Here is a 25,954-nt window from a genome sequence, read left to right as displayed (position 1 = left end):
TACACTCGTGGGCATGTTCACGCGAGCGAATCTCCTCCTTATTCGCCGCGGCGGGAATCAGCTCTGGCCCTCACGCCTCTAAAGCGCGGTCGGCAGCCCGTCGCGGAGTATTTTTATGCCGACCCTGCGCACTGCCCCCAAAGCACCTCAGCAAAGGATGTCCCGTGAATACTCAGCAGCCCTCCCCCATGCCCGCACACCGCTACCTGCCCTACGCGCAGGAGGTGGAGGATTTCCGCCTGCCGGATCGCACCTGGCCAGACAAGAAGATCACCACCGCGCCGCAGTGGTGCGCCGTGGATCTGCGCGACGGCAACCAGGCCCTGATCAACCCCATGAGCCCCGAGCGCAAGCGCCGCATGTTCGAGCTGCTGGTGCGCATGGGATACAAGGAGATTGAGGTGGGCTTCCCGTCCGCCTCCCAGACCGACTTCACCTTTGTGCGCGAGATCATCGAGCAGAACATGATCCCGGACGACGTGACCATTCAGGTGCTGGTGCAGGCGCGCGAGCACCTGATCCGCCGCACCTTCGAGGCCTGCGAGGGCGCGAAGAACGTGATCGTGCACTTTTATAACTCCACGTCGATCCTGCAACGCCGGGTGGTGTTCCGCAAGGACAAGGAGGCCATCAAGAAGCTGGCTACCGACGCCGCCCGGCTCATCAAGACCATCGCCGCCGACTACCCGGAGACGAACTGGCGCTGGGAGTACTCGCCGGAGTCCTACACCGGCACCGAGGTGGACTACGCCCGCGAGGTCTGCGACGCCGTCACCGAGATCATGGAGCCCACCCCGGAGAACCCCATGATCATCAACCTGCCCTCCACCGTGGAGATGATCACCCCCAACGTGTACGCGGACTCCGTGGAGTGGATGTCCCGCAACCTGGCCCGGCGCGACGCCATCGTGCTCTCCCTGCACCCGCACAACGATCGCGGCACCGGCATCGCCACCGCGGAGCTGGGCTACATGGCCGGGGCGGATCGCATCGAGGGCTGCCTGTTCGGCAACGGCGAGCGCACCGGCAACGTGGACCTGGTGACCCTGGGCCTGAACATGCTCTCCCAGGGCGTGGACCCGCAGATCGACTTCTCCGACCTGCCCAGCATCCGCGCCACCGTGGAGTACTGCAACCAACTGCGGGTGCCCGAGCGCCACCCCTACGGCGGCGACCTGGTGTTCACCGCGTTTTCCGGTTCCCACCAGGACGCCATCAACAAGGGCCTGGACGCCCTGGCCGCCAGCGTGCGCCCCGGCGCGCGCAACACCGAGGTTGCCTGGGAGGAACTGCGCGACACCGTGTGGGAGGTGCCCTACCTGCCCATCGACCCCAAGGACCTGGGCCGCGACTACGAGGCCGTGATCCGCGTAAACTCCCAGTCCGGCAAGGGCGGGGTGGCCTACATCATGAAGACCGACCACGGCCTGCACCTGCCGCGTGCGCTCCAGGTGGAGTTCTCCCAGGTGGTTCAGGCCGTGACCGATACCGAGGGCGGCGAGGTGAACTCCAAGAACATGTGGGACATCTTTGCCGCCGAGTACCTCGACCGCGAGGCCCCGCTGGCCGTGGAGTCCCTGCACATCGACGGCGACGAGGAGGTACGCGCCACCGCCCAGGTGCGCTACCAGGGCCGCAGCCAGGAGGTGCGTGGCCAGGGCAACGGGCCCGTGGCCGCCTTTGCCGCCGCCCTGGAGCAGGCGGGGATCGAGGTGGAGGTGGAGGACTACTCCCAGCAATCGCGCTCGGCTGGCGACGACGCCGAGGCCGCCTGCTACGTTCTGGCTCAGGTGGACGGCACGAGTTCCTGGGGCGTGGGCGTGGCCGGTTCCACCACCGCCGCCTCCGTGCGGGCGATCGTCTCCTCGGTGAACCGGGCCCATAAGGCCTAACTCCTAGGAAGCCACAGGAACGCTTGCCGTACCCTCATGGGTGCATAAAATAGTAGGGACCCTGACGCACGCGAGGAGAATCGTCGATGAGCCAAACCCCTTATCTTCTGCCATTCTTTTCCGATGGCGGTGGTGCCACCGTGCCGGTGGAAGGGAGCAGCCAGGCGATCCTCTTCTCGCTCCTCGGTTCCCAGGTGGCCCAGGATGGATTCACCCGGACCGCCTTTACCCTCCTCCCGGATCGCGTGTCCGGGGGGTTCCTGGTGAGCCACAACAAGACGATCCTGGGGCGGCTGCCGCGCAACCTGCGCGACACCTACCCCCAGCTCGATCACATCATCACCAGGGGCGGGATTCCCCAGGTTCACGCCACCATCTCCCTGGAGCAGGGCTCCGGGCGGATCAACGGCACCCTGTACTTCCCCGCCCCCGTGTTCGTCATGCCCACCAACTTCCCCCCCAAGGAAGAATGGGCCATGATTCCCGAGGGCACTCCGCGCCCCGTGGACATCTCCCGAGGTGACGCGCAGCGCCTGGTGGACCTCAACATTCCCTCGCACTGGCTGGCCACTCTGGGGATCGTGGAGGACCTGGTGGTGGCGATCATTGATAATCGCGTGCTGGGCGTGCTCAGCCCCGAGGACTCCGCCGATCTCCGCGAGGTGGTGGAGCACTACGAGATGCTGGGCCTGGTCCCCGTGGCCCGCGTGTTCTGCTATGACCAGGACGGACAGCGCCACGTGGTGCTCAACGCGCTCTCCACCCAGGAGATGAGCGACGCGGACCTAGAACCCCTCGTCTCTCCCCTGGCGGCCATCGACCCCTACCAGCCCGCCACCGGCGAGTTCCCGGTGATCAGCGGCACCCCCATGCAGCACGCCTGGGCGGTGACCATCTCCGGGGATCAGGTGGTGGAATCCATCGCGCCGCAGCCCGATAAGGAACTGCGCCCCATCACCTCCCCGGCGATGTTCGCCCTCAACCCGGACGGCACCAAGGTGCTCGACGTGGGACGCAGGCCGCAGGCGACGCAGGCCGGGGCAGCGTCGGCGGCATCGGGCACCGGAGACGCGGCAACCACTTCAGCCTCCGAATCGACCGTGTCGGAATCCACTGCGCCCTCTGTGGCCGCTGCGGCCCCCACCCTGGGCAACCTCGTCTCCGCTCCCGCGGAGCACATGCCCGACTTCGCGCCGCCCAACCCAAATCAACCGGAGGAACCGGCACAGCCCGCCCGGCGCTCCCAGCCGCAATCCCTGGCGGCCATCGTGATACCCGCGCAGCAGGCGATGGAGGAGATCGCCGCCCCGACCCCGGCGGCGGCCGCGACCGCACAACCCGCGCCGACGGCCCAGCCACCGGCGCCCCAAAACTCGCCCCAGCCACCGGTCCAAACCCCGGCGCGGCCACAGGGACAAGCCCAGGCACCCGCCACGCCGGTTGCAGCAGCGCCTCCGGTGCAGGCGGTACCCACCGCCCAGCCACCGGCGACCCAGACACCCCAGCGCCCCCCGGCGGCACGGCCCGCCGCGCAGGTTGCCCCGGTGGCACCCGCCGCGCCCATACCGGCCCCCTCCGCCCCGACCCGGATCAGGGCCGCCAAGGCACCCACGCCAATTCCGGCACCCGAGCCTCCCGCCGCAGTTCCGGTTGCGTCAGCAGCCCCGGAGGTTACCGAGGCACCAGTTCCCGAGGCCCAGGCCGTCCCCGGAGCACCGTCCGCAGCACCCAACGCCAATCTCAACCCCGTGGAGGTGCCCCGCGAGGCCCCGGCCGAAGTCGAGCAGGTCGCGCAGATCGTGGAAACGGACGCCCCGGAGGTCGAGCAGGTTCCCGTGGGCCCAGATCCCGCCGCCTTCCCCGAGACCGATCTCGAAGCCTTCACTGAGGTGGAGGAACCGGCGGAATCCTACGAGGCGGAGCCCGTGATGTCCGCCGAGGAGCACGATTTCCAGGAGGACTACCCGCCCCTGCCCTACCCACACGCCCGCCTGGGGGATCAGTTCGAGGAAGAAGAGGAGTACCTGGATCAATCCGCCCTCGAACCCCTCCCCGCCCCCGAGCAATTCATGCCCCTACCCCAGGAGTACTCGCTGAATAACACCAGCGAGCACTACGCGATCTCCCCCCAGGAACCCGCCGAACCCCTGCCCGAGGTGCAAAAGGTACCGGTGACGGGGCTTTTCACCACGTCCCCCGGCGCGGCCACCAGCGCGGAGAGCACCGGTGCCCTGCCCGTGGTGCCCGATCAGGCCGCCCCCAACTACGGGAGCGCCCATGACCCCGAGGGGTACGAGGACGATGAGTACGAGGACTACCTGGACGATGAGCAGGGTATCCAGTGGTTGCCCGCCTTTGGCGTGATCCTGGGTGCGCTCGCCATCACGGTGGCCGCCCTGGGATACTTCAAGGTCACCCCGGATCTTTCCCTGGACACCGCCCCGGCGTTCCTGCTCATGGGCGGCGGAATGCTCATCGTTCTGGGCAGCCTGTGGTTCATGTTTAGGCCCAAGGATTAGGCCCCGCCATGACGCAACACGATAACGAGCACAGCACCGCCGCCCCCTACGTGGCGCTCACTCTCCAGACCACCGGCATTCACCCCTCCACCGGCCGGGTGGTGGCGGTGGACGCTGTGGTATTCGAGAACAACGGGGACATCGCGGAGGAGTTCCACGCCGTGGTCAATCCCGGCCCGCGCACCAACCTCGGGCCGGTGCATTATCACGGGCTGAGCCCCGAGGATATTGAGCAGGGGCGGCGCTTTGGCAGCCTGCTCAAGAAGCTGGACAAACTCATAGATGGCCGCACCCTCATCGTGCATGATACCCCTCTCACCTGGGGATTCCTGGTCTCCGAGGCCCGGCGAGCCATGAATGCGGCCGCCCGCGCCAATCGCTCCCGCGCCCGGGGAAAGGGGCGCGGTCAGGGCGGGCGGCGCAGGCAGCGAGTGGGCCACGTGCCGCGCCCGGAACTCATCGTGGATACCCTCGCCACCGCGTATCGAGCCGGGGCGGAGTTTCACGATGTGCGCCTGGCGGCCGTGGCCACCGCGATGGGGGTGACGGCGGAGTCCCCGGTGGCGTCGATAAGCAGGGCGCAGCGCCCCGAGGCGGAGGTGACGCGGGAGAATACCCTGCTGCTCACCCGCCTTTTCCGGCACGCGCAGGATACGGGCGCTCCCCTCGCCGGGCGGCAACCGGAGGAACTCAAGCCGGATGCCTTTGGGTTGCAGCGCTCGCTCGTGCGGGTGGAGGCCGCGCAGGCCCCGCGCGTGCACGAGAACCCGGGGCCGTATGCTCCCGGCGGCGCGCTGGCTCCCGGCATGGAGGTGGTGGTGTCCCCGGAGATTGACATGGATCCCAATGAGGTGATCGCGGCGCTGACCCGCGCGGGCCTGAATTACTCGGAGAAACTCACCCGCGCCACCTCCGTGGTGGTGTGCAATCGCACCAATCACCTGCGGGGAAAGGCCATGCACGCCCGGCGCAAGAACATTCCGCTGCTCAGCGATACCGCCTTCATGGAGGCCGTGGCGCGGGTGCAGGCCGCCTGATCCTCGCCTGATTCTGCGGGGTGTGGCCGCACCCTATTAAGGTAAAAGCCCATGAGCCCTGATCTAACCTCGGCCTTGCGCAGCCTGCGTTCCACCGCCGCCACTACCGCCGCCCGCCTCGCCACCACGGCCTCCCGCCTCACCGGGCGCGGCGCGGGCGGCATGATCGGCGGGCTGGTGGCGCAGGCCATTGACCCCAACGTCATGCGCACCCTCGGCGGGGGACGGCCCACGGCGCTGGTCACCGGCACCAACGGCAAGTCCACCACCACCCGCATGCTCGCGGCGGCGGTGCGCAGCCACACCACCGTGGCCACCAACTCCGGCGGGGACAACATGGACGCCGGAATCATCTCCGCGCTGCTCGCGGGCAAGGACGCCGCCACGGTGGTGCTGGAGGTCGATGAGCTGCACGTTCCCTCCGTGGCCGAGCGGCTTAACCCCCAGGCGCTCGTGCTGCTCAACCTCACCCGTGATCAGCTCGATCGCGTAGGCGAGATCAACAAGATCGAGCGCGCCCTGCGCTCCTGCGTGGAAGCCCACCCGGAGATGCTCGTGATGGCCAACTGCGACGACGTCCTGATGACCTCCGTGGCCTACGATCACCCCAACGTGGTGTGGGTCTCCGCCGGGGTCGGCTGGGTGGGCGACGCCGTCTCCTGTCCCCGCACCGGCGGGCACATCGTCCACGACGGCACCGACTGGCACGCCGTCAAGCCGCTTCCCGACGGCCGCCCCTTCCGCCGCCCGGAGCCCACCTGGGCCGTCAGCGACGGGGGCCTGGTCACCCCCAGCGGCCGCCACGACCTCACCCTCAAACTCCCCGGCCGCGCCAATCGCGGCAACGCCGCCCAGGCCATCGCCGCCGCCGTGGCCGGATTTGAGGTGCCCCTGGATAAGGCCATCACCGCTGCGGAATCCGTGGACAACGTGGCCGGACGCTACTCCACCGTGCACATCGAGGGCCGCGACGTGCACCTGCTCCTGGCCAAGAACCCCGCCGGGTGGCAAGAGGCGCTCTCCATGGTGGATCGCAGCGCCGACGGGTTGGTGATCGCCGTCAATGGCCAGGTGGCCGACGGCGAGGACCTCTCCTGGCTCTGGGACGTGCGCTTCGAGGACTTCGGTTCCCTCTCCGTCAAGGCCGCCGGGGAGCGCGGCACCGACCTCGCCGTGCGGCTCCTTTACGCGGGCATCCACCACGACCACATTCCCGATCCCCTCGACGCGATCCGAGCCTGCCCGCCCGGGCGGGTGGAGGTGCTGGCCAATTACACCGCGTTCCGCGACCTCAATAAGGCCCTGCGTGCGGCGGCAAAGGCCTCCGACTCCCAGAAAGGAGACAAGTAAATGACCGAGCTGCACATCGGCCTCATTCTCCCCGACGTCCTGGGCACCTATGGGGATGACGGCAACGCCCTCGTACTACGCCAGCGCGCCCGCATGCGCGGGCTGACCGCGGAGATTCACACCGTGCGTCTGGGCGAGGCCGTCCCCACCGACCTGGATATTTACACCCTGGGTGGCGGGGAGGACACCGCCCAAATCCTCGCCGCCGAACACCTGGTGGCCGATGGCGGCCTCACCCGCGCCGCCGAGGCGGGCCGCCCCATTCTGGCGATCTGCGCCGGGCTCCAGGTGCTCGGGGAATCCTTCCGCGCCGGTAACCGGGTGGTTGATGGCCTGGGGCTTATCGACGCCACCACCACCTCCCTGGGCAAGCGCGCCATCGGGGAGGTGGCCTCCACCCCCACCAGGGCCGGGTTCACCTCCGCGCTCACCGAGCCGCTGACCGGCTTTGAGAACCACATGGGTGCCACGGTGCTCGGCCCCCGCGCCACCGCGCTCGGCGTGGTGGATCGCGGGGTGGGCAACTGCGATCGCCACGGAGCCGAGGGCCTCCCCGACGCCTCCACCCAGGTCACCGCCGAGGGCGCCGTCCAGGGCTCCGTGGTGGCCACATACATGCACGGCCCCGTCCTGGCCCGCAATCCCCAATTGGCCGATCTCCTCCTCGCCCAGGCCATGAACATTCCACTCGCGGACCTGGAGCCCCTGGACATTCCCGTGGTGAACCAGCTCCGCTCCGAGCGGCTGGGGAAATAGGGGCGCTGGCGGCTTGCTGCAATGACGCTAAGGGGTGCCACTAGGGGCGGATTTCGGGCCGCAGCCCCGGTCGTGGCACCCCTTGGTGTTACTGCGACACGAAAGGGTGCCACTGAACCCCGACGAGGCGGCCCGTGCGGCATAGTGGCACCCCTTAGTGCTGCTCGCCCTCCCACACCCACGCCTCGCACGGCAACTTCTCCGGGTCAAACTCCGCTAGCAGGCCCGCCAGGGAATCACACCCCTCCACCCCCACCGACGCCGCCAGGCGCGTGACCACCTGGGCCACGGGGGCGTCGCTAAGCATCTGCCGGAGCGTGACGGCGCCGTCGCGTTTGGCCAGGCGCTTCCCGCTCGGGCCCAGCACCAGCGGCACGTGCGCATAGCCGGGGGCGGGCAGGCCCAGCAGGTGCGCGAGGTACGCCTGGCGCGGCGCTGAGGAGGCCAGGTCATCGCCGCGCACCACCTGGTCGATGCCCGCGGCGGCGTCATCCACCACCACCGCGAGGTTGTAAGCCCAGTCCGGCTGCTGGCCTCCGCGCCGCAGAATGAAGTCATCTACCTCGCCGGTGTATTCGCCCAGCAGCGCGTCGGTGACCGGCCACCGATCCACCCCCGCGCGCAACCGCAGCGCCGGGACCCGCCCCTGCGCTGTGAGTTCGGCGCGGCGCCGTTCCCGCTCGGCCTCCGGCAGATCGCGGCAGGTGCCGGGGTAGCGGCCGGGGATCGCGTGCGGGGCTCGGGCCGCCTCCTGAATGTCCTTACGCGAGCAGTAGCACTCGAACACCGGCAGCGCCCGCAGCGCGGCCGCGTAGGCACGGGTGTTATCGGATTGATAGGTGGGATCCCCGTCAAAATCCAACCCCAGCGCCACCAGATCCTCTATCTGCCGCCGCGCGCTCTCCGCCGAGGACCGCTGCGTATCAATATCCTCCACGCGCAGATAAAACCGCCGCCCCGTGCGCCGCGCGAGCAACCACGCCAGCACCGCCGTGCGCAGGTTGCCAAAGTGCAGGTCCCCGCTTGGCGACGGCGCGTACCGCCCCGCCCCGTGCTCATGGTGCTCCAAGGGGCCCGGCTGTGGTTTCTCTGCTGCCATATCGCACCAGGATACGTCCTCCCCTCCTCACCTACCGTTGGGGTGCCATTGGCGGGGGCGGGGCGCTGATCGGCGGCGCGGTGGCACCCCAACGGACGCTACGCCGCCCCCGCCTCTCACCCCGCCGCCCCTCCCCACCCCAAGGGGTGCCACTACCCTGCCCCGAACCTTTTATCCCCCGCCACTGGCACCCCTATGGCAGCATGTAACCCGTGACAAACTCCACAGAAGCCAGATTCATTCCCATTCAGCGCTCCTTGTACCCGGTGATCGTGACGATCTTCGTCGCGGTATTCCTCATCTCCAACATCACCGCCACCAAGGGCGTGGCGCTCGGGCCGCTCATCACGGACGGCGCCTTTTTCCTCTTTCCCCTGGCCTATGTGCTGGGTGACGTGCTCGCGGAGTGCTACGGGTTCAAGGCCTCGCGGCGCGCAATCCTCACCGGGTTTGGCGTGACGGTGCTGGCGGTGGCGTCCTTTTATATCGCCATCGCGCTACCGGCGGCCGATTTCTACGAAAACCAGGAGGAATTTTCCCTGGTGCTGGGTCTGGTGCCACAGATCGTGCTGGCCTCCCTGGCCGGGTACCTGGTGGGCCAACTGCTGAACTCGTACGTGCTGGTGGCCCTGAAGCGCCGCACCGGGGAGAAGAAACTGTGGGCGCGGCTGCTCGGCTCCACCGTGGTGGGGGAGTTTGGCGATACGCTGCTGTTCTGCCTGATCGCCGCCCCGGTCATCGGCATCACCACCTGGAGCGATGGGCTGAATTACCTGATCGTGGGCTTCGCCTGGAAGACCGCGCTGGAGGTGGTGCTGCTGCCCATCACGTACGCGGTGATCGGGTGGATTAAACGCCGCGAGAATTATTAAGGCGCTGGCGCGCACGCGCCGCCAACTCGGCCCGGCCCACGGGGTGCGCGGACATGGGGACGGCGGGAGCGGTGGCCGGGCGAGGCACTAACTCGGTGCCGGGTTCCGGGCTTGCCGCAGGGGCCACAGGGGCCACAGGGGCCACAGCGTCCACCACAGCCTCCGGGCTCAACGAGCTCTCCGAGCCTACAGTCACGGAAATCACGGAGTCCTCCTCCACCGCCCGGATGTCCTTTTCCCGAATAAAGAGCAGGCAGGCCACCGCACCCACCACGGCGAAGATCGCCGCCATGATGAAGATGCCGTGCAGGCCCTCCACGAATACCTCGCGGGCCAGGTCGCCCAACTGCGGGGCGTACTGATCCACCAGGTCAAAGCGGCCGCCCTCCGTGGCGGTGATGATCTGCTCGGGGGCGCCCTCCATGCCGTCCTCGATGTGATTGGCCAGGTACGCGCCGTAGAGCGCCACGCCAAAACTGGTGCCCAGCGGCAGGGAGGTATTGGCGATGCCGGAGGCGGTGCCCGTCTTTTCCCGAGGCACCACGGAGACCGCCAGATCCATCAGGTGCGGCAGCATGATGCCGGTACCGATACCAATGACCACGTAGGAGGGCACCAGGGCGGGCCAACTGGAATCCGGCTGCACCATCAGGCCCAGCAGGAGGCCACCGGCCACGATCACCATGCCGAGCGCCTGCACAAAACTCACCCGCATGACCTTGCCCAGGGCCAGGCCCACGGCGGAGAAGATCACGATCGGCCCGGCCAGCGTGGTGGACACATACCCCACCTCCAGGGCGGAGAGGCCCACGTGGCCGGAGAGCCACAGAATAATGAAGGGCATCATGCCAAAGCTGAAAAGCCGGGCGGCAAAGGCGGAAAAGGCCACCGTGGAAAAGGAGGGAATGCGGAAAAGGCAAATATCAATCATCGCGTTATCGCCCTTGGCCGTTTGAATCCACGCGAGGATCACGCCCAGCTGCAAGGCTGCCGCAAAGCTCAGGATCACCAGCCAGTCCGTCCAGCCGCGCTCCGGGCCGGAGATGATGCCGTAATTGAGGCTAAAGAGCATGCCCGCCGCGATGATGGTGGAGGGGACGTCGATGGGCGGCATGTCCGTGGTTCCGGCCTCGCGCGCCTGCTTGTGGAGGTCGGGAATGAAAAGCAGGGTGGCCAGCAGCACAAAAATGCCGATGGGAATGTTAATGGCAAAGATCCACTCCCACTCGCCGTTTTCCACCAGCGCGCCGCCCACCAGCGGTCCCACCGCCGAGGCGGCCGCGGACAACCCCATCAGGGTCGCAATCGCCTTGGTGCGCTCCGCCTTCTCGGCGGGGGCGAAGGCGTCGGAAAGCAGCGGCACCGAGGTACCAAACACCAGCGCGCCACCGGCACCCTGCACCGCGCGGGCCGCGATCAGCATCGTCTCCGAGTCCGCATACATGCAGGCTATCGACGCCCCCAGGAACAGCACGTGCCCGATCAGGAAGATGGAGCGCCGCCCGATGAGATCGGAGATGCTGCCCACGCTGAGCATGAGCGAGGCAAAGGCCAGGGAATAGGCGTTGATCACCCACTGGCCCCCGGAGAGCGTGAGACCCAGGTCCTCCGAGATGGCGGGCAGGGCCACCAGCACGATGGTGATGTCCAGCGTCATCATCACCGCGGAGATCGTGGAGACCGCGGTGGACCACTTCTTGGGGGCCTTTACCGGCCCGTCGGCGCGACGGTGTTTACCGCGCTTGCCGCCCTGGACTGTATTCATCTGCTGCTTGGCCACCTGGGCATTTTCTCACACGCCACAGGCTCCCGCGTAATTAATGGTGATAATAACGACCCAAAAACTCATCGCGGAACGCCTCATAATCGCCGCGTTCCATCGCCGCCCGGATATTATCCACCAGCCCCACCATGAAGGCCAGGTTGTGCATGGTGCACAGCGTGCCGGCCAGGAACTCCTTGGCCTTGAGCAGGTGATGGATATAGGCGCGCGAGTAGTTCTGGGAGACGTAGCCGCCAAACTCCTCGTCGATGCCCTGGAAGTCCCGCTTGAAGCGGGCGTTGGTGAGGTTCAGCCGCCCGTCGAGGGTGTACACCCCGCCGCGCCGCCCCAGCCGGGTGGGAGCCACGCAGTCGAAGGTATCCGCGCCCGCCTCGATGGCGGTGAAGAGATCGTCCGGCTCGGAGATCCCCAGCAGGTGCCGGGGCTTGTGCTCGGGGAGTTCGTCGCACACCCAGCCCACGATGGTGCCCAGGTTCTCCTTTTCCAGGGCGCCCCCGATGCCGAAGCCCCCGAAGCCGCGCCTGCCTTGGGCCTCGGCGGCGTCAGAAAGCGCCACGAGATCGCGGGAGGCCTGACGGCGCAGGTCCTCGTACTGCGCGCCCTGCACCACGCCCCACAGCGATTGCTTGGGCCGGTGCGCGCGCTCGCGGGTGAGGCGATCGTGCTCGTCCAGGCAGCGCTGCGCCCAGCGCGTGGTGCGCACCAGGGACTCCTCCTGGTAGGCGCGGCTATCCACCAGGGTGGTCAGCTCGTCAAAGGCGAACATGATGTCCGCGCCCAGGTGGTGCTGGATCTGCATGGAGACCTCGGGGGTGAAGCGGTGCGCGGAGCCGTCGATCACGGACTTGAAATCCACGCCGTCCTCATCAACCTTGGCCAAGCGCTCCTTCTTGGCGGCGCGGACGTCCTGGGGGGTGAGGTCCGCCACGTCCATCGCCAGCACCTTTTTGAAGCCCACGCCCAGGCTCATCACCTGGAATCCGCCGGAATCCGTGTAGGTGGGGCCGCGCCAGTTCTCAAAGGCCGCCACGCCCCCGGCCTCGTCCACGATCTCCGGGCCGGGCTGCAAATACAGGTGGTAGGCGTTGGAGAGAATCGCCTGCGCACCGGTCTCCCGGATCTGCTCCGGGGTGAGCGTTTTCACCGTGGCCTTGGTGGCCACCGGAATGAACGCCGGGGTGGCGATGTCCCCGTGCGGGGTGTGGATCACGCCCGTGCGGCCGTGCTTGCCCGGCCCCGCCTGCTCCAGGCGGGTGTGTACGTCAAAGGACAGATCAGTCATGCTTTTCCTATTACCTTCTTTTCCAGGGCGGAACCCTCCACATCCAGGGAGGGCAGGATCTTATCGAGCCACCTCGGCATCCACCAGGTGGCCCGGCCCAGCACGAACATCGCGGCCGGAACCAGCGCCATGCGGACAAAGAAGGCATCAAAGAGCACACCCATGCCCAGGGCAAAACCAAAGATCTGAATGAACGGCAGCGGCTGGTCGATAAAAGCAACGAACACCGCGATCATAATCAGCGCCGCCGCCGTGACCACGCGCGCGCCCTGCGTAAAGCCCTCAATGATGGACTCCTCCACCGCCGTATACCGGGAGTGCGAGACCCCGCCGGAATGGGTGTAATGCTCGCGCATGCGGGTGACCAAAAAGACCTGATAGTCCATGGCCAGGCCAAAGGTCACGCCGATGAGGAAGATCGGCATGAAGGAGATCAGCGGGGCCGGGGTGCCCACCAGGCCCCACAGGCCCTCCTGCCACACCAACACCGTCACGCCAAAGGCCGCCCCCACCGAGAGCAGGAAGCCCAGGCCCGCCACCAGCGGCACCATGATCGAGCGGAACACCAGGAGCAACAATACGATCGCCAGGCCCACCACGATCCCCAGGTACAGGGGCATGGCGTCCTCCAGCGTCTCCGTAATATCCATCTGCACCGCCGTGAGCCCCGTGAGCCCCACGGTGGTTCCGGTGGCGTCCGCGATCTGGTGAGCCCGCTCGCGCAGGGCGTGGGAAAGGGCCACCGTCTTTTGATCGTCCGGGCCGGTGAACGGGGTGACCATGATCTGCGCGGCGGTCTGATCCCCATTCGCACCCACCAACTGCGCGTTCTTCACCCCCGCCATGCCGTCGATGGTGTCCACCGCATAGATGAAGGAACTTAAGGCCGCCGCGCGCTGCGGGTTCTCCACCGCGGCCTCGCCCTGGGCTTCCATGAAGGTTTTGAGCGCCGGGGCCTCCGGCGAAACCTCGTGGGCGTCCACCACCAGGAGGAACGGGGAATTAACGCCCGGGCCAAAGCCCTCCGCCATCAGATCGGCGGACTTGCGCTGCGTGGTCTCCAGGTTCGAGGTGGAATCGGAGGGCAGGGCCATCTCCAGCTTGCTCACCGGGAAGGACAGCGCGCCCAGGCCCAGCACCACCACCGCGATGGTGAGGCCGGGGAGTTTGTGTACAAAGAGCACCCAGCGGCGGCCCATGCTCATGGGGGCGCGGCGGTGAGATTTCAGGCGGTGGGAGGCGGGGCGGGCCGCCGCTTCCGAGGCCGCGACCCCCTTGTCTCCCGAAGCGCCCCCCGAGCGCCCGGGGCTCCCGGGGCGGCGTCGCCAAGCGCGGCGCTTATTTCCCGCGATACCCGGAATGGCTCCCGCAAAGGCCTTTTCCCCCGCGATGCCCAGCAGCGCCGGGACCAGGGTGAGCGCCACCAGCAGGGACACAAACACCGTGAACGCCGCCAGCAGACCCATCGCCGTGAGGAAGCCGATCCCCGCCACCGCCAGGGCGGCCAGGGCCACGATCACCGTCACCGCCGCGAACACCACGGCCGTGCCCGCCGTGCCCACGGCCATTCCGGCGGCCCGCTCCGGGTCGAGGCGGGCCCGCTCCGCGCGATACCGCGCCAGGATAAACAGGGCGTAATCAATGCCCACCGCCAGGCCGATCATCACCGCCAGCGTGGGCGTGATGTTATTGAGTTCCACAAAGCGCGTGGTCAGCAGGATTCCCAGCACGCCAATCCCCACGCCGATCACCGCCGTGATCAGCGGCAACCCGGCCGCCACCAGGGAACCAAAGGTGAAGATGAGCACCACAAAGGCCACCACCAGGCCCACGACCTCGCTGGAGGCCTTGATGGCGATGGGCTCGCCAAAGCCCGCGCCGCCGGCCTCCACCGTCAGGCCCTCAGCGCGGCCCTTTTCCATCGCGGCGGTCACGGCGTCGCGCTGCTCCTGGGTCACGTCCATGGAGGTGTCCACGTCCAGGGCAAAGGTGGTGTAGCCGATGGTCTGATCCTCGGAGAGCAGGCGAAGGTTCGCGGCGTCCTCCTTGGCGCTCTCCTCCGGCAGGCCGGACTCCACGGAGGTCTGAATCACCTGTTTTTCCAGCTCGGCGGACTTGGTCACCGGGTTGCCAAAGCGCTGGGTATCCGCGATGAGGTCACCCAGATCCGCGTTGAGGGCGGCAATGACGTCGTCGATGGCCTTGACGTTCTGCGGATCGCTGAGCTTCTCCCCCTCCGGCGCCTGAAACACCACGTTCACCGAGGCCGCCGTCACCGGATTGCCCTGATCTGGGAAATTGCGCACCAGCATGCGCGTGGCCTCGATCGCGGGCGAATTATTAATGGAGAACTGATTGGTAAACGGCCGCATGAGGGACAGCGCCGCGCCCGCCATCGCCGCCAGCACCAGCAGCCAGGTACACAGCACCCACCACTTCCTGCGGAACGACCAACGCCCCAGCGAGTACAACAGTTCAGCCACGAACGACGTCCCTCCATCGACTTAAAGACTCCCCAAGTGTACAGAGGGGTGCCATTGGTGCCGGGTGCGGCTTATCGACGCCCCCGGTGGCACCCTTAAGCGCTACCTGACAGCGTTCGCAGGTGGGGGTGTGGTTCCCACCCCACCTCGCCCACCTCTTTAGGGTGCCACTACCGGGATATGCGGGGTTGGTTTTGCCATCACTGGCACCCCTTAACGCTGTGGTGGCTGTGTACCCCTCACTTCCCGCCTCTAAGGGGTGCCATTAGGCGTGAGGCAAGGCCACCAGGCACCAAGGACGGCACCCCTTGATGTTGTGCACCCCTCAACGCCGTAGCCACAACCACAACCCCCACCACCACGAGAAAACCCGGCTCCCCACGATCAGGGGAGCCGGGTTGTTGGCGGTGGCGGCGGGATTTGAACCCGCGGTTGGGGGTTACCCAACACTCGCTTTCGAGGCGAGCACCTTCGGCCGCTCGGACACGCCACCGCCAAGTACGTTATCCAAGCCGGGGCCGAAACCTCAAATCAGCCTCGAAAAGAATTAAAACGTGAAGGAAAAACTAGTCCTTCTTGAAGGCGCCAAGAACCTCGTTGGCCTTGTCCTTGATGGCCTCACCGGCCTCGGTGACCTTCTCCTTGATGTCGGACTTGACCTGATCGGCCTTGCCCTCGTTCTCAAGGTCCTTGTTGTCGGTCACGTCGCCAACGGTCTCCTTGGCCTTGCCAGCCAGGTCCTCGGCCTTGTCCTGAAAATCACCCATGTTACTTCTGCTCCTCTACCTTGTCCTTGGCCTCGGAGGCTGCGTCCTCGGCCTTATCCTTCAGATCGGAGGCCACGTCGGCGGCCTTGTCCTTAGCTTCGTTCAGCTTGTCTTTTGCGTCGTCAAGAAAACCCATTTATGTTTCTCCTTTCACTCTTCCTCGAGGATAGGAGCACCGGGAACCCCGCGCCACCATTCCCCAGAAATTGTGATTATTCTGTTATGGAAAAATAATGTGATGGCGCCCCTGGGAAGCACCACACTCGCCCACAACACCCCCATCCCCTCAGCGCCGCCCCGCAAAGAACCCGGCCAGCAACTCCCCGCACTCCTCCTCCAGCACCCCGCCGCGCACCTGGGGGTGGTGGAGCGTCGCGCTATCGCGCACCAAGTCAAACACGGAACCACAGGCCCCCGTCTTGGGTTCAAAGGCGCCAAAGATCAGCGATCCCACCCTGGCCCCCAGGAGCGCCCCGGCGCACATGGCGCATGGTTCCAGGGTCACCACCAGGGTGCAGTCGCTGAGTCGCCAGCCGTCGCCGTGGGCTCGCACCGCCTGGCGGATCGCCAGGACCTCCGCGTGGGCGGTGGGGTCAAGATCCATCTCGCGGCGGTTGGTGGCACGGGCCAGTTCGGAGCCGTCGGGCCCCAGGATCACGGCCCCCACCGGCACGTCGGCAGGCGGGGTGGAACACGCCACCTCCAGGGCGCGGCGCATGGCCTCCTCCGCGCGGCGCTGTCCCAGGGGCACGGGCAGGGAGAACGGCGGCATTAATCGTCGAGCCCGGTGGCGTCGATAAGCTCGGAGTCGAAGTCCAGTTCCTCCGCGATGCGGATGAGTTGTTCGGAGGCCCAGGCCTCGTCGTCGTCCGCGATCACGCCCATGACCTGCTCGGAGAGGCCGAGGTCCGCGAGGATGTCAAAGTCGCCGTCGGCCCAGGCGTCGTCCTCGGCGGCGTCGTAGGGGATCTCGGCGTCCATCTCGTCGAGGATGGAGGCGGCGAAGTCGTCCTCGGTGGCGGCCACGGCGTCGGAAAGCAAAAGTTTGACGCGCTGGGGAGTGGGGCGCACGATCACAAAGTAATCGTCCTCCACGCACAGCAACGCAAACGCCGGGCCCTCGCTGCGTAGGGCGCGCACGGCGGAGACGGCGGTGGAGATGGTCTCAAAGTCGTCGTCGTACTCGCGCACCTGCCACTGCCCGGCCACGCGGGTGACCGTCACGGCAAAGCTCTCGCCGTAATCCTCGGGTTCCATACCCCGTAACGGTAGTCGGAATGTGCCACACTTGTCAGGTGACTTCCACCGCTTTTTCTCGCCCCGTGTGCATTCTGGGTATCGGTCTCATCGGCGGCTCCCTGCTGCGTGACCTCCACGCCGCCGGGCACCCCGTGTACGGCTATAACCGTTCCCCCTCCGGCGCGCGCACCGCCACCAAGGAGGGCTTCGACGTCAGTTCCGATCTCCTGGCCACCCTGCGCCGCGCCGAGGAGGAGGGCGCGCTCATCGTGCTGGCCACCCCGCTGCCCTCCTTCGCGGAGCTGCTGGACGCGCTCAACGAGCACGCCCCCCACTGCGGCTTCACGGACGTCGCCTCCGTGAAGTCCCGCGTGTACGAGCTGGTGCGCGCCCGCGGCATGGAGGGGCGCTACGTGGGCGGGCACCCGATGGCAGGCACCGCGCAATCCGGGTGGAAGGCCTCCCACCTGGGGCTTTTCGACGGCGCCGCCTGGGTCATCACCTTCGATCACGCCTGCGACGCCACCCCCACCCCCGAGTGGGTGACCCTGTGGACGGACGTGGCCCGCATGATCGCCGCCGTGGGGGCCGAGGCGATCCCCGCGCGCGTGAGCACGCACGATGCCGCCGTGGCCCGCGTGAGCCACCTCCCCCACCTGCTGGCCGAGGCCCTGGCGATCACCGGGGATAACGGCGGCGCGCTGGCCCTTTCCCTAGCCGCCGGGAGTTTCCGCGATGGCACCCGCGTGGCCGGAACCGCGCCCTCCCTGGTGCGCGCCATGTGCGAGACCAACTCCGAGGCCCTGGTGGACGCCCTCGACGAGGCCCTCTCCCTCCTCGGGGACGCCCGCGCCCAACTCACCGGCCCCCACCCCCATCTCCAGGAACTCACCGACGCCGGCCACCGCTCCCGCGTGCGCTTCGAGGCCCGCTCCGGCGCCCTCAAGGATTCCGTGAGTCCCATTCGCATCTCCGCCCGCCCGGTGCTGCGCGTACACCCCGGCGGCCCCGGGTGGGAGCGGCAGTTGATCCAGGCGGAGTCCCTGGGCGCGCGGATCGAGGTGTTCTAGGCACCCCAAGGGGTGCCACTAGGCCGGGGTGCAGCGGCCCCCGCAACGCGGTGGCACCCCTTGCGCCGCTTATCGACGCCCTCCCTCCCGCACCCCGCCATTCCTGGTACTGGTGGTGCCCCTGGTGTGGTTGGTGCCCCACCACTTCCCCCATTCCACCTCTCCGGCCCCCTCCCCAACACCAAGGGGTGCCGCTAGCGGAAGCAACAGGCCAAATCCCCGCCAATGGCACCCCTTCGGGTCGATCAACTCGGGTCGATCAAGCACCACACCAAAAGCGGCTCCCACACCCCACCCCCAAGGGGTGCCACCAGGCCTCGGAAAAGCACCCCGCCCCCGCCAATGGCACCCCTTAGGGTTAGAGCGGCAGAGTTAAATCAGCAACCGCGCCAGCACAACCAGCAAACCCCCTACCGCGCCATGTCGCGGCGTCGTAAAGCAAAGGCCACGTACCAGAGGACCACGGCGATGAGCGCCAGCCCGGCCCCCGCGAGCGCCGGGGCGGAGTAACTGTACCCAGCCGCGATCACCGCGCCGCCCATGGAGGCACCGGCGGCGTTGGCGATGTTGAGGGCGGAGTGGTTGAGGGCCGCGGCGAGGGTTTGGGCCTCCCCGGCCACATCCATGAGTCGGATTTGGAGGGAGGGGATCAAGGTGGAGCCCGCCATGCCGATGAGGCCAAAGCACACGGTGGCCGCCACCGCATTCGTGGAGGCCACGTAGAAGGCGAGGAGGGAGGCGCAGATCGCACCGAGGGCCACGAGGATTCCGTATTCGAGGTTCCAGTCGGAGAGTCGGCCGCCCACCCAGGTACCGGCGACCATGCCGAGGCCGTAGACCATCAGCACGAACCACATGTGGCTGGGGTCGAGGCCCGCGCGCTGGGTCATCGTCCAGGAGATGTAGGTGTACACCGCGAACATGCCGCCGAATCCCACCGAGCCGATGGCCAGGGAAAGCCACACCTGGCCGCGCCCCAGCGCGCCGAGTTCCGTGAGCGGGCTGGTGGGGGCCATTCGAGTCATGTGCGGCATGAGGAACCACAGGGCCGCCAGCGTGGCCAGGCCGATGGCCGAGACCAGCACATATGCGCTCTGCCAACCCACCGCATGCCCCAGGGCCTGGGCCACCGGCACACCCAGCACCGTGGCGAAGGGCAAGCCGAGTCCCACGAAGGCCAGAGCGCGGCCGCGCTGCCCCTTGGGTGCCATCGAGGCCGCCGCCAGGCCGGAGACGGAGAAGAACGCGCCATGAGGCAGGGCCGCGAGGAAGCGGGAGGCCACCAGCACGGCGTAGGAGTTGGCGTACACGCCCGCGAACACCGTCAGGGCGTTGCCCACCGTGAATGCCGCCATGAGAATCAGCAGCAGCCTGCGCCGGGGCACCGAGCCGGTGAGCGCCGCGATCAGCGGGGCTCCGATGACCACGCCCATCGCGTAGGCGGTGATGATGTGCCCGGCGGAGTCCTCCGAGATCTGAAAGTCCGCGGCGATGTCGCTGAGCAGCCCCATGGAGACGAACTCCGTGACCCCGATGCCAAAGCCGCCCAGGGCCATCGCCACCATGACGATGTACCGACGGGTATCGGTGATCTCCGTCTGGCGGGGTATGCTGCGGCGGCTCGGGCCGCTACTCTTGGGCGTGACCGTGGCGCGATCGGGGGTATGAGACACGGCGAGGAACCTTACCCGGTTGGGTCTCCGAGCGCACGGCGCGGGTCCGCCCCACGACAGCAACAACGTATATATAGGGTAGGCTCCCCTTATACATTCTCTGTCCTGCCGCCGAGCCGAAAGAAAGGACCCCATGCCGATCCCCCAGATCGCCCCCTACGAGATCCCCGCCATGCCCACCACTCACACCGTGGACTGGGCGCCGCAGCCCCACAAATCCGCGCTGCTCATTCACGACATGCAGCGGTACTTCCTGGACGCCTACCCCGCCACCCAGGCCCCCGCCAGCACCGTGATCCCCCACATCCGTCAGCTTATCGACGCCGCCGACGCCGCCGGCATCCCCGTGTTCTACTCCGTGCAGCCGCCCGGCCAGCGGGAACATCGCCGCGGGCTGTTGCAGGAGTTCTGGGGCTCGGGAATGCAGACCGAACAGGAGGCCGAGGTGATCCCGGAACTCACCCCGCGCGAGCACCACCACGTGCTCACCAAGTGGCGGTATTCCGCGCTGCAACGCACCGACCTGCGGCAATCCCTGGCCTACGCGGGGCGCGACGAACTCATCATCGCAGGCGTTTACGGGCACATGGGGTGCATGATCACCGCCGCCGAGGCCTTCATGAATGACATCCGGGCCTTTGTGCTCCGCGACGCCATCGCGGACTTCACCGCCGAGGATCATCGCCAGACCCTCGACTGGGTGGCCAAGCGCTCCGGGCGGGTCCTGGATACTCACGACGTCCTACGCGTCTGGGCGGTTGCCCAGTGAGCACACCGGACTATTCTTTCCTCTTTACCGGCCCCGAGGGGACGCTCAGCGGCGTCGGCAGCAAAGCCGCATGGCACAGCGTGGATCAGGCCCTGGCGGGGCTGAGCGAGGGAGCCCCCCTGGTGGCGGGGGCGCTGCCTTTCCACACCACGGAACCACCGGCGCTCTTTAGCCCGGTGAAGTTCTGGTTCTCCCCCGGCGCCCCCGCGCTGCCCCAGGGCGAGGTGCCGGTAGTGACCGGGACGGAATCCACGCCCGAGCCCGAGGAACACGCGCGGCGCGTGCAGGAGGCCACGGAGCGGATTCGCGGCGGCGAGTTCGAAAAGATCGTGCTCGCGCGCGCGGTGCGCTACCGGCTCGCGGCCGAGGCGGACGCGCGAGTGCTGCTTTCACGCTTCCTCGCCGGTTCCGGCACCGGGCACGGGCACCTGGTGAGCCTGGATAGCGCCGGGGCCGCGTACTCGGGGGCGCGGCTGGTGGGATCGAGCCCGGAGCTGCTGTTGCTCAAGCGCGGCCGATACATCGAGTCCCACCCGCTGGCGGGGACCGTCGCCCGCTCCGCCGATCCGGTGCGGGACGAGGCCCTGGCCACGGAACTCACGCTGAGCGCCAAGAACATCGAGGAACACTCCTACGTCACCCGCGAGATCAAGCGGATCCTGCAACCCTGGTGCGCGGAACTAGAGGTACCGGAGCGCCCCTCGCTCACCGCCACCTCCCACACCTGGCACCTGGGCACCCGCATCCGCGGCATGCTGCGCGAGGACGCCGTCTCCGCCGACGGTCGCCTGCGCGGCGGGGCGATCTCCGCCCTCGAACTCGCCGCCGCCCTGCACCCCACCCCCGCCGTGTGCGGCTACCCCACCATCGCCACCCAGGCTGCGCTACGTGCGGAGGAACCCCAGCGCGGCTTCTACGCCGGGGCCGTGGGCTGGGCCGACGATCGCGGCAACGGCGAGTGGCGCGTGACCATTCGCGGGGCCATGACTCAGGGGGCTCACGTGCTGGCGCACGCGGGCGGCGGGATCGTGGCCGACTCCGACCCCCAGGCCGAGGTACAGGAAACCCAGGTAAAACTCGGCCCGGTGCGCGCGGTTCTGGGACTCAACGACTAGTTCAAGGAGAGATAATTATGGCAACCGTAGATGAAGTAATCCGTAGCATCACCACCAAGGTGGCGGACATGCTGGACGTCACGCCCGAGCAGATCGACCCCGAGGAGGAACTCTTTGACCAGGGGCTCGACTCCGTGCGCCTCATGGACCTGGTCACCGAGATCCGCAACCAAGGCTTTGACGTGGACTTTGCCGACCTCGCGGAGGACTCTCGTCTCAGCGCCTGGCGCGCGGAGTTAGAGGAAGCGGCTGGTTAGGCGGCTTCTCCTTACCGTGCTTGCGCCGCTCGCGCCTGGCGGTGCTCGATGATCGCCTCCCGCGTATCCAGCGTCAGGCACAGCGCCGCTACCGTCAAAGTGATGGCTACGGCGGCGGGGTGTGCGTCAAGAACGATCATTCCTATGGCGGTAGCCACGGCAACCGTGGTCATCTTTTCTCCTCTCCCTCATCCTCGCAGGCAAAGCCATCGTTATCGCGGTCAAGGCCCGACCGATAACCGGGTTCTCCTGCGGGAATAGGCGCAACGCCTGCGGCGCGGACATCATCGCAATTTGCGTAATACACGCTTTCCTGCGGCGTGGTGGTCTCAGGCGCTGGTTCTTCTACTGGCGGTTCCGGGGCGGGCTGCTCTTCTACCTCGGGTGTCTGCTGTTCCGCAGGTTCCTCCACCGGGGCCTCCTCCTGCCATTCTTGCGGCTGCTCCACCCGCTGTTCCTCCTGCGGGGCACGGCGCTCCACGCTCACCCGCTTCGGATTACCCCGGCTATCGGATATATCTTTGTCCGCGCGGCGCTCCCCGCGCTCCCGTTCCTGACTCTCCGTGGGTTCTGCCTCGGATTCAGCCTCAGACTCAGCCTCCGACGATTCCTCCGGGGTGGCGGTTTGCGCCGTTTTCTTGGCCGCTTTGGAGGTGGTGATCTTAACCGTGCTGGTGGGGTTCGTGGCTTCCTCAGCAGAACCATCGTCTCCCGTTTCAAAAGCAGGAGAAAGCGTGCCGCCGACGATCAACAAGAGCACGGAAATACCCGCGATCACGGGCCAGCGACGCTTTTTCCTTTTCGCGGGGGCGGGATCGCCCCACAGCTCGCGCTCGTCCATCGTGAGACTCGCCCACTTGGCCGCGCGCTCCTCGGCTTTTTCCTCCGCGATTTTGTCCTGCCTCTCGCAGTACAACCACCAAGCCCCGGGGAGAATGACCGCCGCCCCTAGAAACAGGGCACCAAGAATACGGAGCGCACCGCCGCTGAGTAGGCCGCCGAGAACGAGCAGCGCCCCGAGAACAACGACGGCCCAGGCTAAGGCGGTTTTCCAGGTGAAGGACCTGCTCATGCGTAAAACTCCACTCATTTCCGGCCCGGTGGGCGTCCAACGCGGCGACCATCGCCACAAACCCCAAAGGGGCCAGTACCCAACCATGTGGATTATCCATCACCACGGCAAGTACCACTCCGCTCAGGGCAATGTAGGACAGTACGCAATGCACTTTCCTAGTTCATCTTTCTTGCAAAACGGAGATCTTTCCTAGATCTTACGCCTCTAAATCAGGTTGGTGACCACCACGAGAATCACTGCGCCCTCCGGATCTAACCCTCATCAGAGCACCACGTATACGCTCCGGGGACGTATCCCAGAACGCGGGCCATGTTTTCCGCGAAGTAGGCCCCGGGGCCTACTTCGCGGAACGCTCTCTTCAACGCGCCCCGTGTTCCCTGGCATAGCGATACCGGAGATAAGCCGATATGGACAGATATCCAACCACGGGGAGCGCCACCTCCCAACCCGCAGTAAAAGCAATAGCAGCAATGCCAAGCGAAGCAAGAAGTATATCGTCTCGATCAATCATGATTATCCCTTCTTCATAACAGATCCCTCAACCAAACCACGGAGATGATAACCCGCATAGAGAGCAGTCGGAACAAGAACGCTGAGCACAACAGATATATAGGTTACAGATATACCATTTTATTTCATTCTTGATAACCCTCTTTAATACTGTCCACGCCGGGATGTGAACTCATCAATGTGCTCATACATGGCTTCCGGGAACTGATCGGCTGGAGTGAGGGCAAGTTCCACAAAGCGCGGACTACTAAACAATGAAGAACCAGGCTGGAGCCCAACACGGCGGATCAACTCCCATTTTTCAATTTCCTTTTGAACCCCTATCGGGAGTGCCTGAAAAATAGGATCGGGATCATCCCATACGGGATACGCCATATAGAAGAAAAAAGGTGTGCCAATGGAATCAAGCTGCACCCAGATCCCGTCCGGACGCTGCTGTTTGCATGTTTCAGGCACATATCCAAGACTGCCCTTTTGGAGTTGGCAGGTGGCCTGCTTCCCGTAGGGAGAAATGAGATTCTCCACGGTCACTTCCGCATACGACTCGTCCGGGACAGGAGCCATCGTCACCGCTCCGGCGGTGGCTACGCTCGAGGCAAGGCCACCGGCAGTAAGCATGGCGACCGCAACACCGATAAGACGCTTCATGAGATTCTCCTTGCTAAAGGTTTCAACCCTTGCTGGAGATATCGCCAGTGAGGCATAGATGTTACACAGGGAGGAAAATTTTTAAGCAGAGGACTCTTATGATTCCTAGTACCTAAATAATGGGTGCCGGAGCGCGGGCCCTCCACCCCCTTGAGCGGTCGCCGAGCCGGTACATGTTGCACAGACACCTTCCACGGCGTCCTAGCCTTTGACCCAAGCCGAGGGACAATCTACTTGTTGAGACATAAAGACTGCCCAGGTCTAGTGGGGTGGATAGTGCGGCAGGCTACGCACGATACGGTCTGGGATTCCGCTCAAGCGACCGAGATCGAGCGTGGACCAATAACGAATCAGGCGACAGTGGGGCGTGAGCATACTAACTACACACGCCACACTCAACGGAGTGCATGGTCCATCATGGAGATTCCAGCGATAATCCGCGCCCGACACTCACAGATAAGGATATCCAGCACATCCTGGATGGGAAGCCAGATAATCTTCGCCAAAGTGGATATAGGGCAGGCACCAGCGAACAGTTCTCCTTCTAGCAGATCGGATGCAGACACCATCGAAGCGCGCAGGAAACCATCAATTACCTGCATAGCTCCACTCCCTGACACTCACCGTGTGTTCAGGTACATCGTCCAACACCACAGACATTCGCAACATTGCACTATATACTCATTAAAACTATGGGGACACCATTTTTCACACAGCACATCCGAGCGGCGTACCATAATACTGAAGAGAGAACCCATTTACTTGAGCCATTTGACGACAAATGAATGGAGATCAGAAGATGAATCTCATAGTAACTTTCAATGGCATGAAAAACGAATACGAGGATGACCCTATCCCCTTCAACGTAGTCTCTCTTCTATGGGAGAACCTGCCACTTAGAGTACAGACTCAAGTCGTTGAAGACGGATACTATGGCAACGCATGGGCAGGTATGGATTATGCATTGTGGTACGCCGCACGCCACGGCCTGACCACCCCTGACCATCTGCTCGATGAGGTCGAAGAAGAAATGATCCGCACACAGGATTTCTGCGGACTCGTCGCCAGTATTGACACGCTGCGAGCGGCTAACGTGAAAGCCGTATAGCTCTCTCACACACTCACCACTCAGTCTCATCCCCACCGTGGAACAGGTAGAAACTTCCCGACCACAGAGAACGCTGGGAGGGAGGGTTTGGCTCCACAGGGGCCTAGCGTCGCTGTGAGGGGCGCTGCGCGTGCCAGGAGCGTACCTCATCAGCAGACCACAGGGGAGTACGAAGATTGAGATGTCCCGCCGGGGCTGGGGCCTGGGCACGGGTGACGTAGGCCGACCAGGTGCCCTTAGTGACCTGGGTGTGCTCTAGGCACTGCGCCATTGTCCAGTACTCGCGGCCATCGTCGCCGGTGACGGTGTACCTCATCGCTGCGTGGCCCCGGTATCGTATCCGGCGCGGAAGGCGGTGATAGCGATGATGGGGGTGGCCCACCAGCCGTTGAGGCCGGTGAGGATGATGGCGAGCACGCTGATCGTGGCTCCTATGTAGATGAAGGCGTCGTGTTTTGTCATGGTGGGGGTTCCTTTCTGTGGGTTAGGGTGGAGGGGTGCCCCACACCCGGGAGCCTGGCTAGTTGCTGTAGCCAGGAGCCGGGGTGGGGTTTTCCTAATCTTCGCGGTGCTCACCGTGCCGGGGTTTTTCTTTCTGTTCCTTGCGGATCTTCCAGATCACCTCTATCAGCATGGTCACGGCGGTGATG

General features: G+C 65.9%; 26 protein-coding genes and 1 tRNA gene. 11 read left to right on the top strand and 16 right to left on the bottom strand.

Annotation, left to right across the window (positions count from 1 at the left end; genetic code table 11):
* The first annotated feature begins 188 nt into the window (after positions 1 to 188).
* The 5 genes from leuA to OLW90_RS00690 all read left to right on the top strand — a co-directional run bounded on the left by leuA (position 189) and on the right by OLW90_RS00690 (position 7,554).
* A complete protein-coding gene (leuA, locus tag OLW90_RS00710; RefSeq protein ID WP_413464493.1) occupies positions 189 to 1,892 on the top strand; it encodes a 2-isopropylmalate synthase in 1,704 nt (567 codons plus the stop codon).
* Between the two features lie 86 nt (positions 1,893 to 1,978).
* Positions 1,979 to 4,411, top strand: coding sequence for a hypothetical protein (locus tag OLW90_RS00705; protein WP_319650381.1), 2,433 nt, complete (start codon positions 1,979 to 1,981; stop codon positions 4,409 to 4,411).
* An 8-nt stretch (positions 4,412 to 4,419) separates the two neighbouring features.
* Positions 4,420 to 5,448: an exonuclease domain-containing protein gene (locus OLW90_RS00700; protein ID WP_319650380.1), complete on the top strand. Its 1,029-nt coding sequence runs from the start codon at positions 4,420 to 4,422 to the stop codon at positions 5,446 to 5,448.
* 51 nt (positions 5,449 to 5,499) lie between these two features.
* Positions 5,500 to 6,798, top strand: a complete 1,299-nt coding sequence (locus OLW90_RS00695; protein WP_319650379.1) for a Mur ligase family protein — start codon at positions 5,500 to 5,502, stop codon at positions 6,796 to 6,798.
* Positions 6,799 to 7,554 (top strand): glutamine amidotransferase, encoded by a 756-nt coding sequence (locus OLW90_RS00690; protein WP_319650378.1) that lies wholly within the window; start codon positions 6,799 to 6,801, stop codon positions 7,552 to 7,554.
* Between the two features lie 154 nt (positions 7,555 to 7,708).
* Here the strand turns inward: OLW90_RS00690 and gluQRS are convergent, their stop codons facing one another.
* On the bottom strand, positions 7,709 to 8,653 hold the full coding sequence (gene gluQRS, locus OLW90_RS00685; RefSeq protein WP_319650376.1) for a tRNA glutamyl-Q(34) synthetase GluQRS: 945 nt from the start codon (positions 8,651 to 8,653) through the stop codon (positions 7,709 to 7,711).
* A gap of 212 nt (positions 8,654 to 8,865) precedes the next feature.
* On the opposite strand from gluQRS, the gene OLW90_RS00680 reads away from it, so the two are divergent.
* Complete coding sequence (locus OLW90_RS00680; RefSeq protein WP_319650375.1) at positions 8,866 to 9,525, top strand: queuosine precursor transporter; 660 nt, start codon at positions 8,866 to 8,868, stop codon at positions 9,523 to 9,525.
* Here OLW90_RS00680 and OLW90_RS00675 read toward each other — a convergent pair.
* The 8 genes from OLW90_RS00675 to OLW90_RS00640 all read right to left on the bottom strand — a co-directional run bounded on the left by OLW90_RS00675 (position 9,503) and on the right by OLW90_RS00640 (position 17,097).
* The gene (locus tag OLW90_RS00675) at positions 9,503 to 11,182 is read right to left on the bottom strand and encodes an MFS transporter (protein WP_413464537.1); all 1,680 of its coding nucleotides are present in this window, start codon (positions 11,180 to 11,182) and stop codon (positions 9,503 to 9,505) included. The two genes, OLW90_RS00680 and OLW90_RS00675, sit on opposite strands and share 23 nt — an antisense overlap.
* A gap of 160 nt (positions 11,183 to 11,342) precedes the next feature.
* Positions 11,343 to 12,590 carry a tRNA guanosine(34) transglycosylase Tgt gene (gene tgt / locus OLW90_RS00670; RefSeq protein ID WP_319650373.1) on the bottom strand — a complete coding sequence of 416 codons (1,248 nt, stop codon included), beginning with the start codon at positions 12,588 to 12,590 and terminating at the stop codon, positions 11,343 to 11,345.
* A complete protein-coding gene (locus OLW90_RS00665; RefSeq protein ID WP_319650372.1) occupies positions 12,587 to 15,073 on the bottom strand; it encodes an MMPL family transporter in 2,487 nt (828 codons plus the stop codon). Before OLW90_RS00665 ends, tgt begins: the two co-directional genes overlap by 4 nt.
* Positions 15,074 to 15,475: 402 nt before the next feature.
* A tRNA-Ser gene (locus OLW90_RS00660) sits at positions 15,476 to 15,566 on the bottom strand.
* Positions 15,567 to 15,639: 73 nt separating this feature from the next.
* Positions 15,640 to 15,840 carry a CsbD family protein gene (locus tag OLW90_RS00655; RefSeq protein ID WP_319650371.1) on the bottom strand — a complete coding sequence of 67 codons (201 nt, stop codon included), beginning with the start codon at positions 15,838 to 15,840 and terminating at the stop codon, positions 15,640 to 15,642.
* Between the two features lies 1 nt (position 15,841).
* On the bottom strand, positions 15,842 to 15,976 hold the full coding sequence (locus tag OLW90_RS00650; RefSeq protein WP_319650370.1) for a hypothetical protein: 135 nt from the start codon (positions 15,974 to 15,976) through the stop codon (positions 15,842 to 15,844).
* 150 nt (positions 15,977 to 16,126) lie between these two features.
* Positions 16,127 to 16,612, bottom strand: a complete 486-nt coding sequence (locus tag OLW90_RS00645; protein WP_319650368.1) for a nucleoside deaminase — start codon at positions 16,610 to 16,612, stop codon at positions 16,127 to 16,129.
* A complete protein-coding gene (locus OLW90_RS00640; RefSeq protein ID WP_319650367.1) occupies positions 16,612 to 17,097 on the bottom strand; it encodes a tRNA adenosine deaminase-associated protein in 486 nt (161 codons plus the stop codon). The genes OLW90_RS00645 and OLW90_RS00640 overlap by 1 nt, the downstream gene beginning before the upstream one ends.
* A 20-nt stretch (positions 17,098 to 17,117) precedes the next feature.
* On the opposite strand from OLW90_RS00640, the gene OLW90_RS00635 reads away from it, so the two are divergent.
* Positions 17,118 to 18,149 (top strand): prephenate dehydrogenase, encoded by a 1,032-nt coding sequence (locus OLW90_RS00635; protein WP_319650366.1) that lies wholly within the window; start codon positions 17,118 to 17,120, stop codon positions 18,147 to 18,149.
* Between the two features lie 410 nt (positions 18,150 to 18,559).
* Here OLW90_RS00635 and OLW90_RS00630 read toward each other — a convergent pair whose 3' ends face one another.
* The gene (locus OLW90_RS00630) at positions 18,560 to 19,822 is read right to left on the bottom strand and encodes an MFS transporter (protein ID WP_319650365.1); all 1,263 of its coding nucleotides are present in this window, start codon (positions 19,820 to 19,822) and stop codon (positions 18,560 to 18,562) included.
* Between the two features lie 133 nt (positions 19,823 to 19,955).
* Between OLW90_RS00630 and OLW90_RS00625 the strand changes: the two genes are divergently transcribed.
* The 3 genes from OLW90_RS00625 to OLW90_RS00615 are packed head-to-tail and all read left to right on the top strand — an operon-like array spanning position 19,956 to position 21,963.
* Positions 19,956 to 20,591: an isochorismatase family protein gene (locus tag OLW90_RS00625; protein ID WP_319650364.1), complete on the top strand. Its 636-nt coding sequence runs from the start codon at positions 19,956 to 19,958 to the stop codon at positions 20,589 to 20,591.
* Positions 20,588 to 21,706: an isochorismate synthase MenF gene (locus tag OLW90_RS00620; RefSeq protein ID WP_319650363.1), complete on the top strand. Its 1,119-nt coding sequence runs from the start codon at positions 20,588 to 20,590 to the stop codon at positions 21,704 to 21,706. Before OLW90_RS00625 ends, OLW90_RS00620 begins: the two co-directional genes overlap by 4 nt.
* Positions 21,707 to 21,723: 17 nt before the next feature.
* The gene (locus tag OLW90_RS00615; protein ID WP_319650362.1) at positions 21,724 to 21,963 is read left to right on the top strand and encodes a phosphopantetheine-binding protein; all 240 of its coding nucleotides are present in this window, start codon (positions 21,724 to 21,726) and stop codon (positions 21,961 to 21,963) included.
* Positions 21,964 to 21,974: 11 nt separating this feature from the next.
* Here OLW90_RS00615 and OLW90_RS00610 read toward each other — a convergent pair whose 3' ends face one another.
* The 4 genes from OLW90_RS00610 to OLW90_RS00595 all read right to left on the bottom strand — a co-directional run bounded on the left by OLW90_RS00610 (position 21,975) and on the right by OLW90_RS00595 (position 24,798).
* The gene (locus tag OLW90_RS00610; protein ID WP_319650361.1) at positions 21,975 to 22,136 is read right to left on the bottom strand and encodes a hypothetical protein; all 162 of its coding nucleotides are present in this window, start codon (positions 22,134 to 22,136) and stop codon (positions 21,975 to 21,977) included.
* Complete coding sequence (locus OLW90_RS00605; RefSeq protein ID WP_319650360.1) at positions 22,133 to 23,035, bottom strand: excalibur calcium-binding domain-containing protein; 903 nt, start codon at positions 23,033 to 23,035, stop codon at positions 22,133 to 22,135. The genes OLW90_RS00610 and OLW90_RS00605 overlap by 4 nt, the downstream gene beginning before the upstream one ends.
* A gap of 657 nt (positions 23,036 to 23,692) precedes the next feature.
* Complete coding sequence (locus OLW90_RS00600; RefSeq protein ID WP_319650359.1) at positions 23,693 to 24,196, bottom strand: hypothetical protein; 504 nt, start codon at positions 24,194 to 24,196, stop codon at positions 23,693 to 23,695.
* A gap of 395 nt (positions 24,197 to 24,591) precedes the next feature.
* The gene (locus tag OLW90_RS00595; protein WP_319650358.1) at positions 24,592 to 24,798 is read right to left on the bottom strand and encodes a hypothetical protein; all 207 of its coding nucleotides are present in this window, start codon (positions 24,796 to 24,798) and stop codon (positions 24,592 to 24,594) included.
* Positions 24,799 to 24,995: 197 nt separating this feature from the next.
* On the opposite strand from OLW90_RS00595, the gene OLW90_RS00590 reads away from it, so the two are divergent.
* Positions 24,996 to 25,304 carry a hypothetical protein gene (locus OLW90_RS00590; RefSeq protein WP_319650357.1) on the top strand — a complete coding sequence of 103 codons (309 nt, stop codon included), beginning with the start codon at positions 24,996 to 24,998 and terminating at the stop codon, positions 25,302 to 25,304.
* A 103-nt stretch (positions 25,305 to 25,407) separates the two neighbouring features.
* Here OLW90_RS00590 and OLW90_RS00585 read toward each other — a convergent pair whose 3' ends face one another.
* Together OLW90_RS00585 and OLW90_RS00580 are read right to left on the bottom strand one after the other, a co-directional pair.
* Positions 25,408 to 25,620 carry a hypothetical protein gene (locus tag OLW90_RS00585; RefSeq protein ID WP_319650356.1) on the bottom strand — a complete coding sequence of 71 codons (213 nt, stop codon included), beginning with the start codon at positions 25,618 to 25,620 and terminating at the stop codon, positions 25,408 to 25,410.
* Entirely contained in the window at positions 25,617 to 25,766 is a 150-nt protein-coding gene (locus tag OLW90_RS00580) for a hypothetical protein (RefSeq protein WP_319650355.1), read from the bottom strand. The genes OLW90_RS00585 and OLW90_RS00580 overlap by 4 nt, the downstream gene beginning before the upstream one ends.
* Positions 25,767 to 25,954 lie beyond the last annotated feature (188 nt).

It is taken from the genome of Corynebacterium sp. 21KM1197 (assembly GCF_033783015.1).
Taxonomy (GTDB): domain Bacteria; phylum Actinomycetota; class Actinomycetes; order Mycobacteriales; family Mycobacteriaceae; genus Corynebacterium.
This window is presented reverse-complemented; position numbering and strand designations above follow the sequence as displayed.

Coding starts and splice junctions, on each gene's coding strand:
- OLW90_RS00655 (WP_319650371.1), bottom strand. CDS start 15,840: ATGGGTGATTTTCAGGACAAGGCCGAGGACCTGGCTGGCAAGGCCAAG.
- leuA (WP_413464493.1), top strand. CDS start 189: ATGCCCGCACACCGCTACCTGCCCTACGCGCAGGAGGTGGAGGATTTC.
- OLW90_RS00605 (WP_319650360.1), bottom strand. CDS start 23,035: ATGAGCAGGTCCTTCACCTGGAAAACCGCCTTAGCCTGGGCCGTCGTT.
- OLW90_RS00610 (WP_319650361.1), bottom strand. CDS start 22,136: ATGACCACGGTTGCCGTGGCTACCGCCATAGGAATGATCGTTCTTGAC.
- OLW90_RS00705 (WP_319650381.1), top strand. CDS start 1,979: ATGAGCCAAACCCCTTATCTTCTGCCATTCTTTTCCGATGGCGGTGGT.
- tgt (WP_319650373.1), bottom strand. CDS start 12,590: ATGACTGATCTGTCCTTTGACGTACACACCCGCCTGGAGCAGGCGGGG.
- OLW90_RS00690 (WP_319650378.1), top strand. CDS start 6,799: ATGACCGAGCTGCACATCGGCCTCATTCTCCCCGACGTCCTGGGCACC.
- OLW90_RS00580 (WP_319650355.1), bottom strand. CDS start 25,766: ATGACAAAACACGACGCCTTCATCTACATAGGAGCCACGATCAGCGTG.
- OLW90_RS00635 (WP_319650366.1), top strand. CDS start 17,118: ATGTGCCACACTTGTCAGGTGACTTCCACCGCTTTTTCTCGCCCCGTG.
- OLW90_RS00615 (WP_319650362.1), top strand. CDS start 21,724: ATGGCAACCGTAGATGAAGTAATCCGTAGCATCACCACCAAGGTGGCG.
- OLW90_RS00600 (WP_319650359.1), bottom strand. CDS start 24,196: ATGAAGCGTCTTATCGGTGTTGCGGTCGCCATGCTTACTGCCGGTGGC.
- OLW90_RS00625 (WP_319650364.1), top strand. CDS start 19,956: ATGCCGATCCCCCAGATCGCCCCCTACGAGATCCCCGCCATGCCCACC.
- gluQRS (WP_319650376.1), bottom strand. CDS start 8,653: ATGGCAGCAGAGAAACCACAGCCGGGCCCCTTGGAGCACCATGAGCAC.
- OLW90_RS00645 (WP_319650368.1), bottom strand. CDS start 16,612: ATGCCGCCGTTCTCCCTGCCCGTGCCCCTGGGACAGCGCCGCGCGGAG.
- OLW90_RS00595 (WP_319650358.1), bottom strand. CDS start 24,798: ATGCAGGTAATTGATGGTTTCCTGCGCGCTTCGATGGTGTCTGCATCC.
- OLW90_RS00650 (WP_319650370.1), bottom strand. CDS start 15,976: ATGGGTTTTCTTGACGACGCAAAAGACAAGCTGAACGAAGCTAAGGAC.
- OLW90_RS00585 (WP_319650356.1), bottom strand. CDS start 25,620: ATGAGGTACACCGTCACCGGCGACGATGGCCGCGAGTACTGGACAATG.
- OLW90_RS00590 (WP_319650357.1), top strand. CDS start 24,996: ATGAATCTCATAGTAACTTTCAATGGCATGAAAAACGAATACGAGGAT.
- OLW90_RS00675 (WP_413464537.1), bottom strand. CDS start 11,182: ATGACGCTGGACATCACCATCGTGCTGGTGGCCCTGCCCGCCATCTCG.
- OLW90_RS00640 (WP_319650367.1), bottom strand. CDS start 17,097: ATGGAACCCGAGGATTACGGCGAGAGCTTTGCCGTGACGGTCACCCGC.
- OLW90_RS00695 (WP_319650379.1), top strand. CDS start 5,500: ATGAGCCCTGATCTAACCTCGGCCTTGCGCAGCCTGCGTTCCACCGCC.
- OLW90_RS00700 (WP_319650380.1), top strand. CDS start 4,420: ATGACGCAACACGATAACGAGCACAGCACCGCCGCCCCCTACGTGGCG.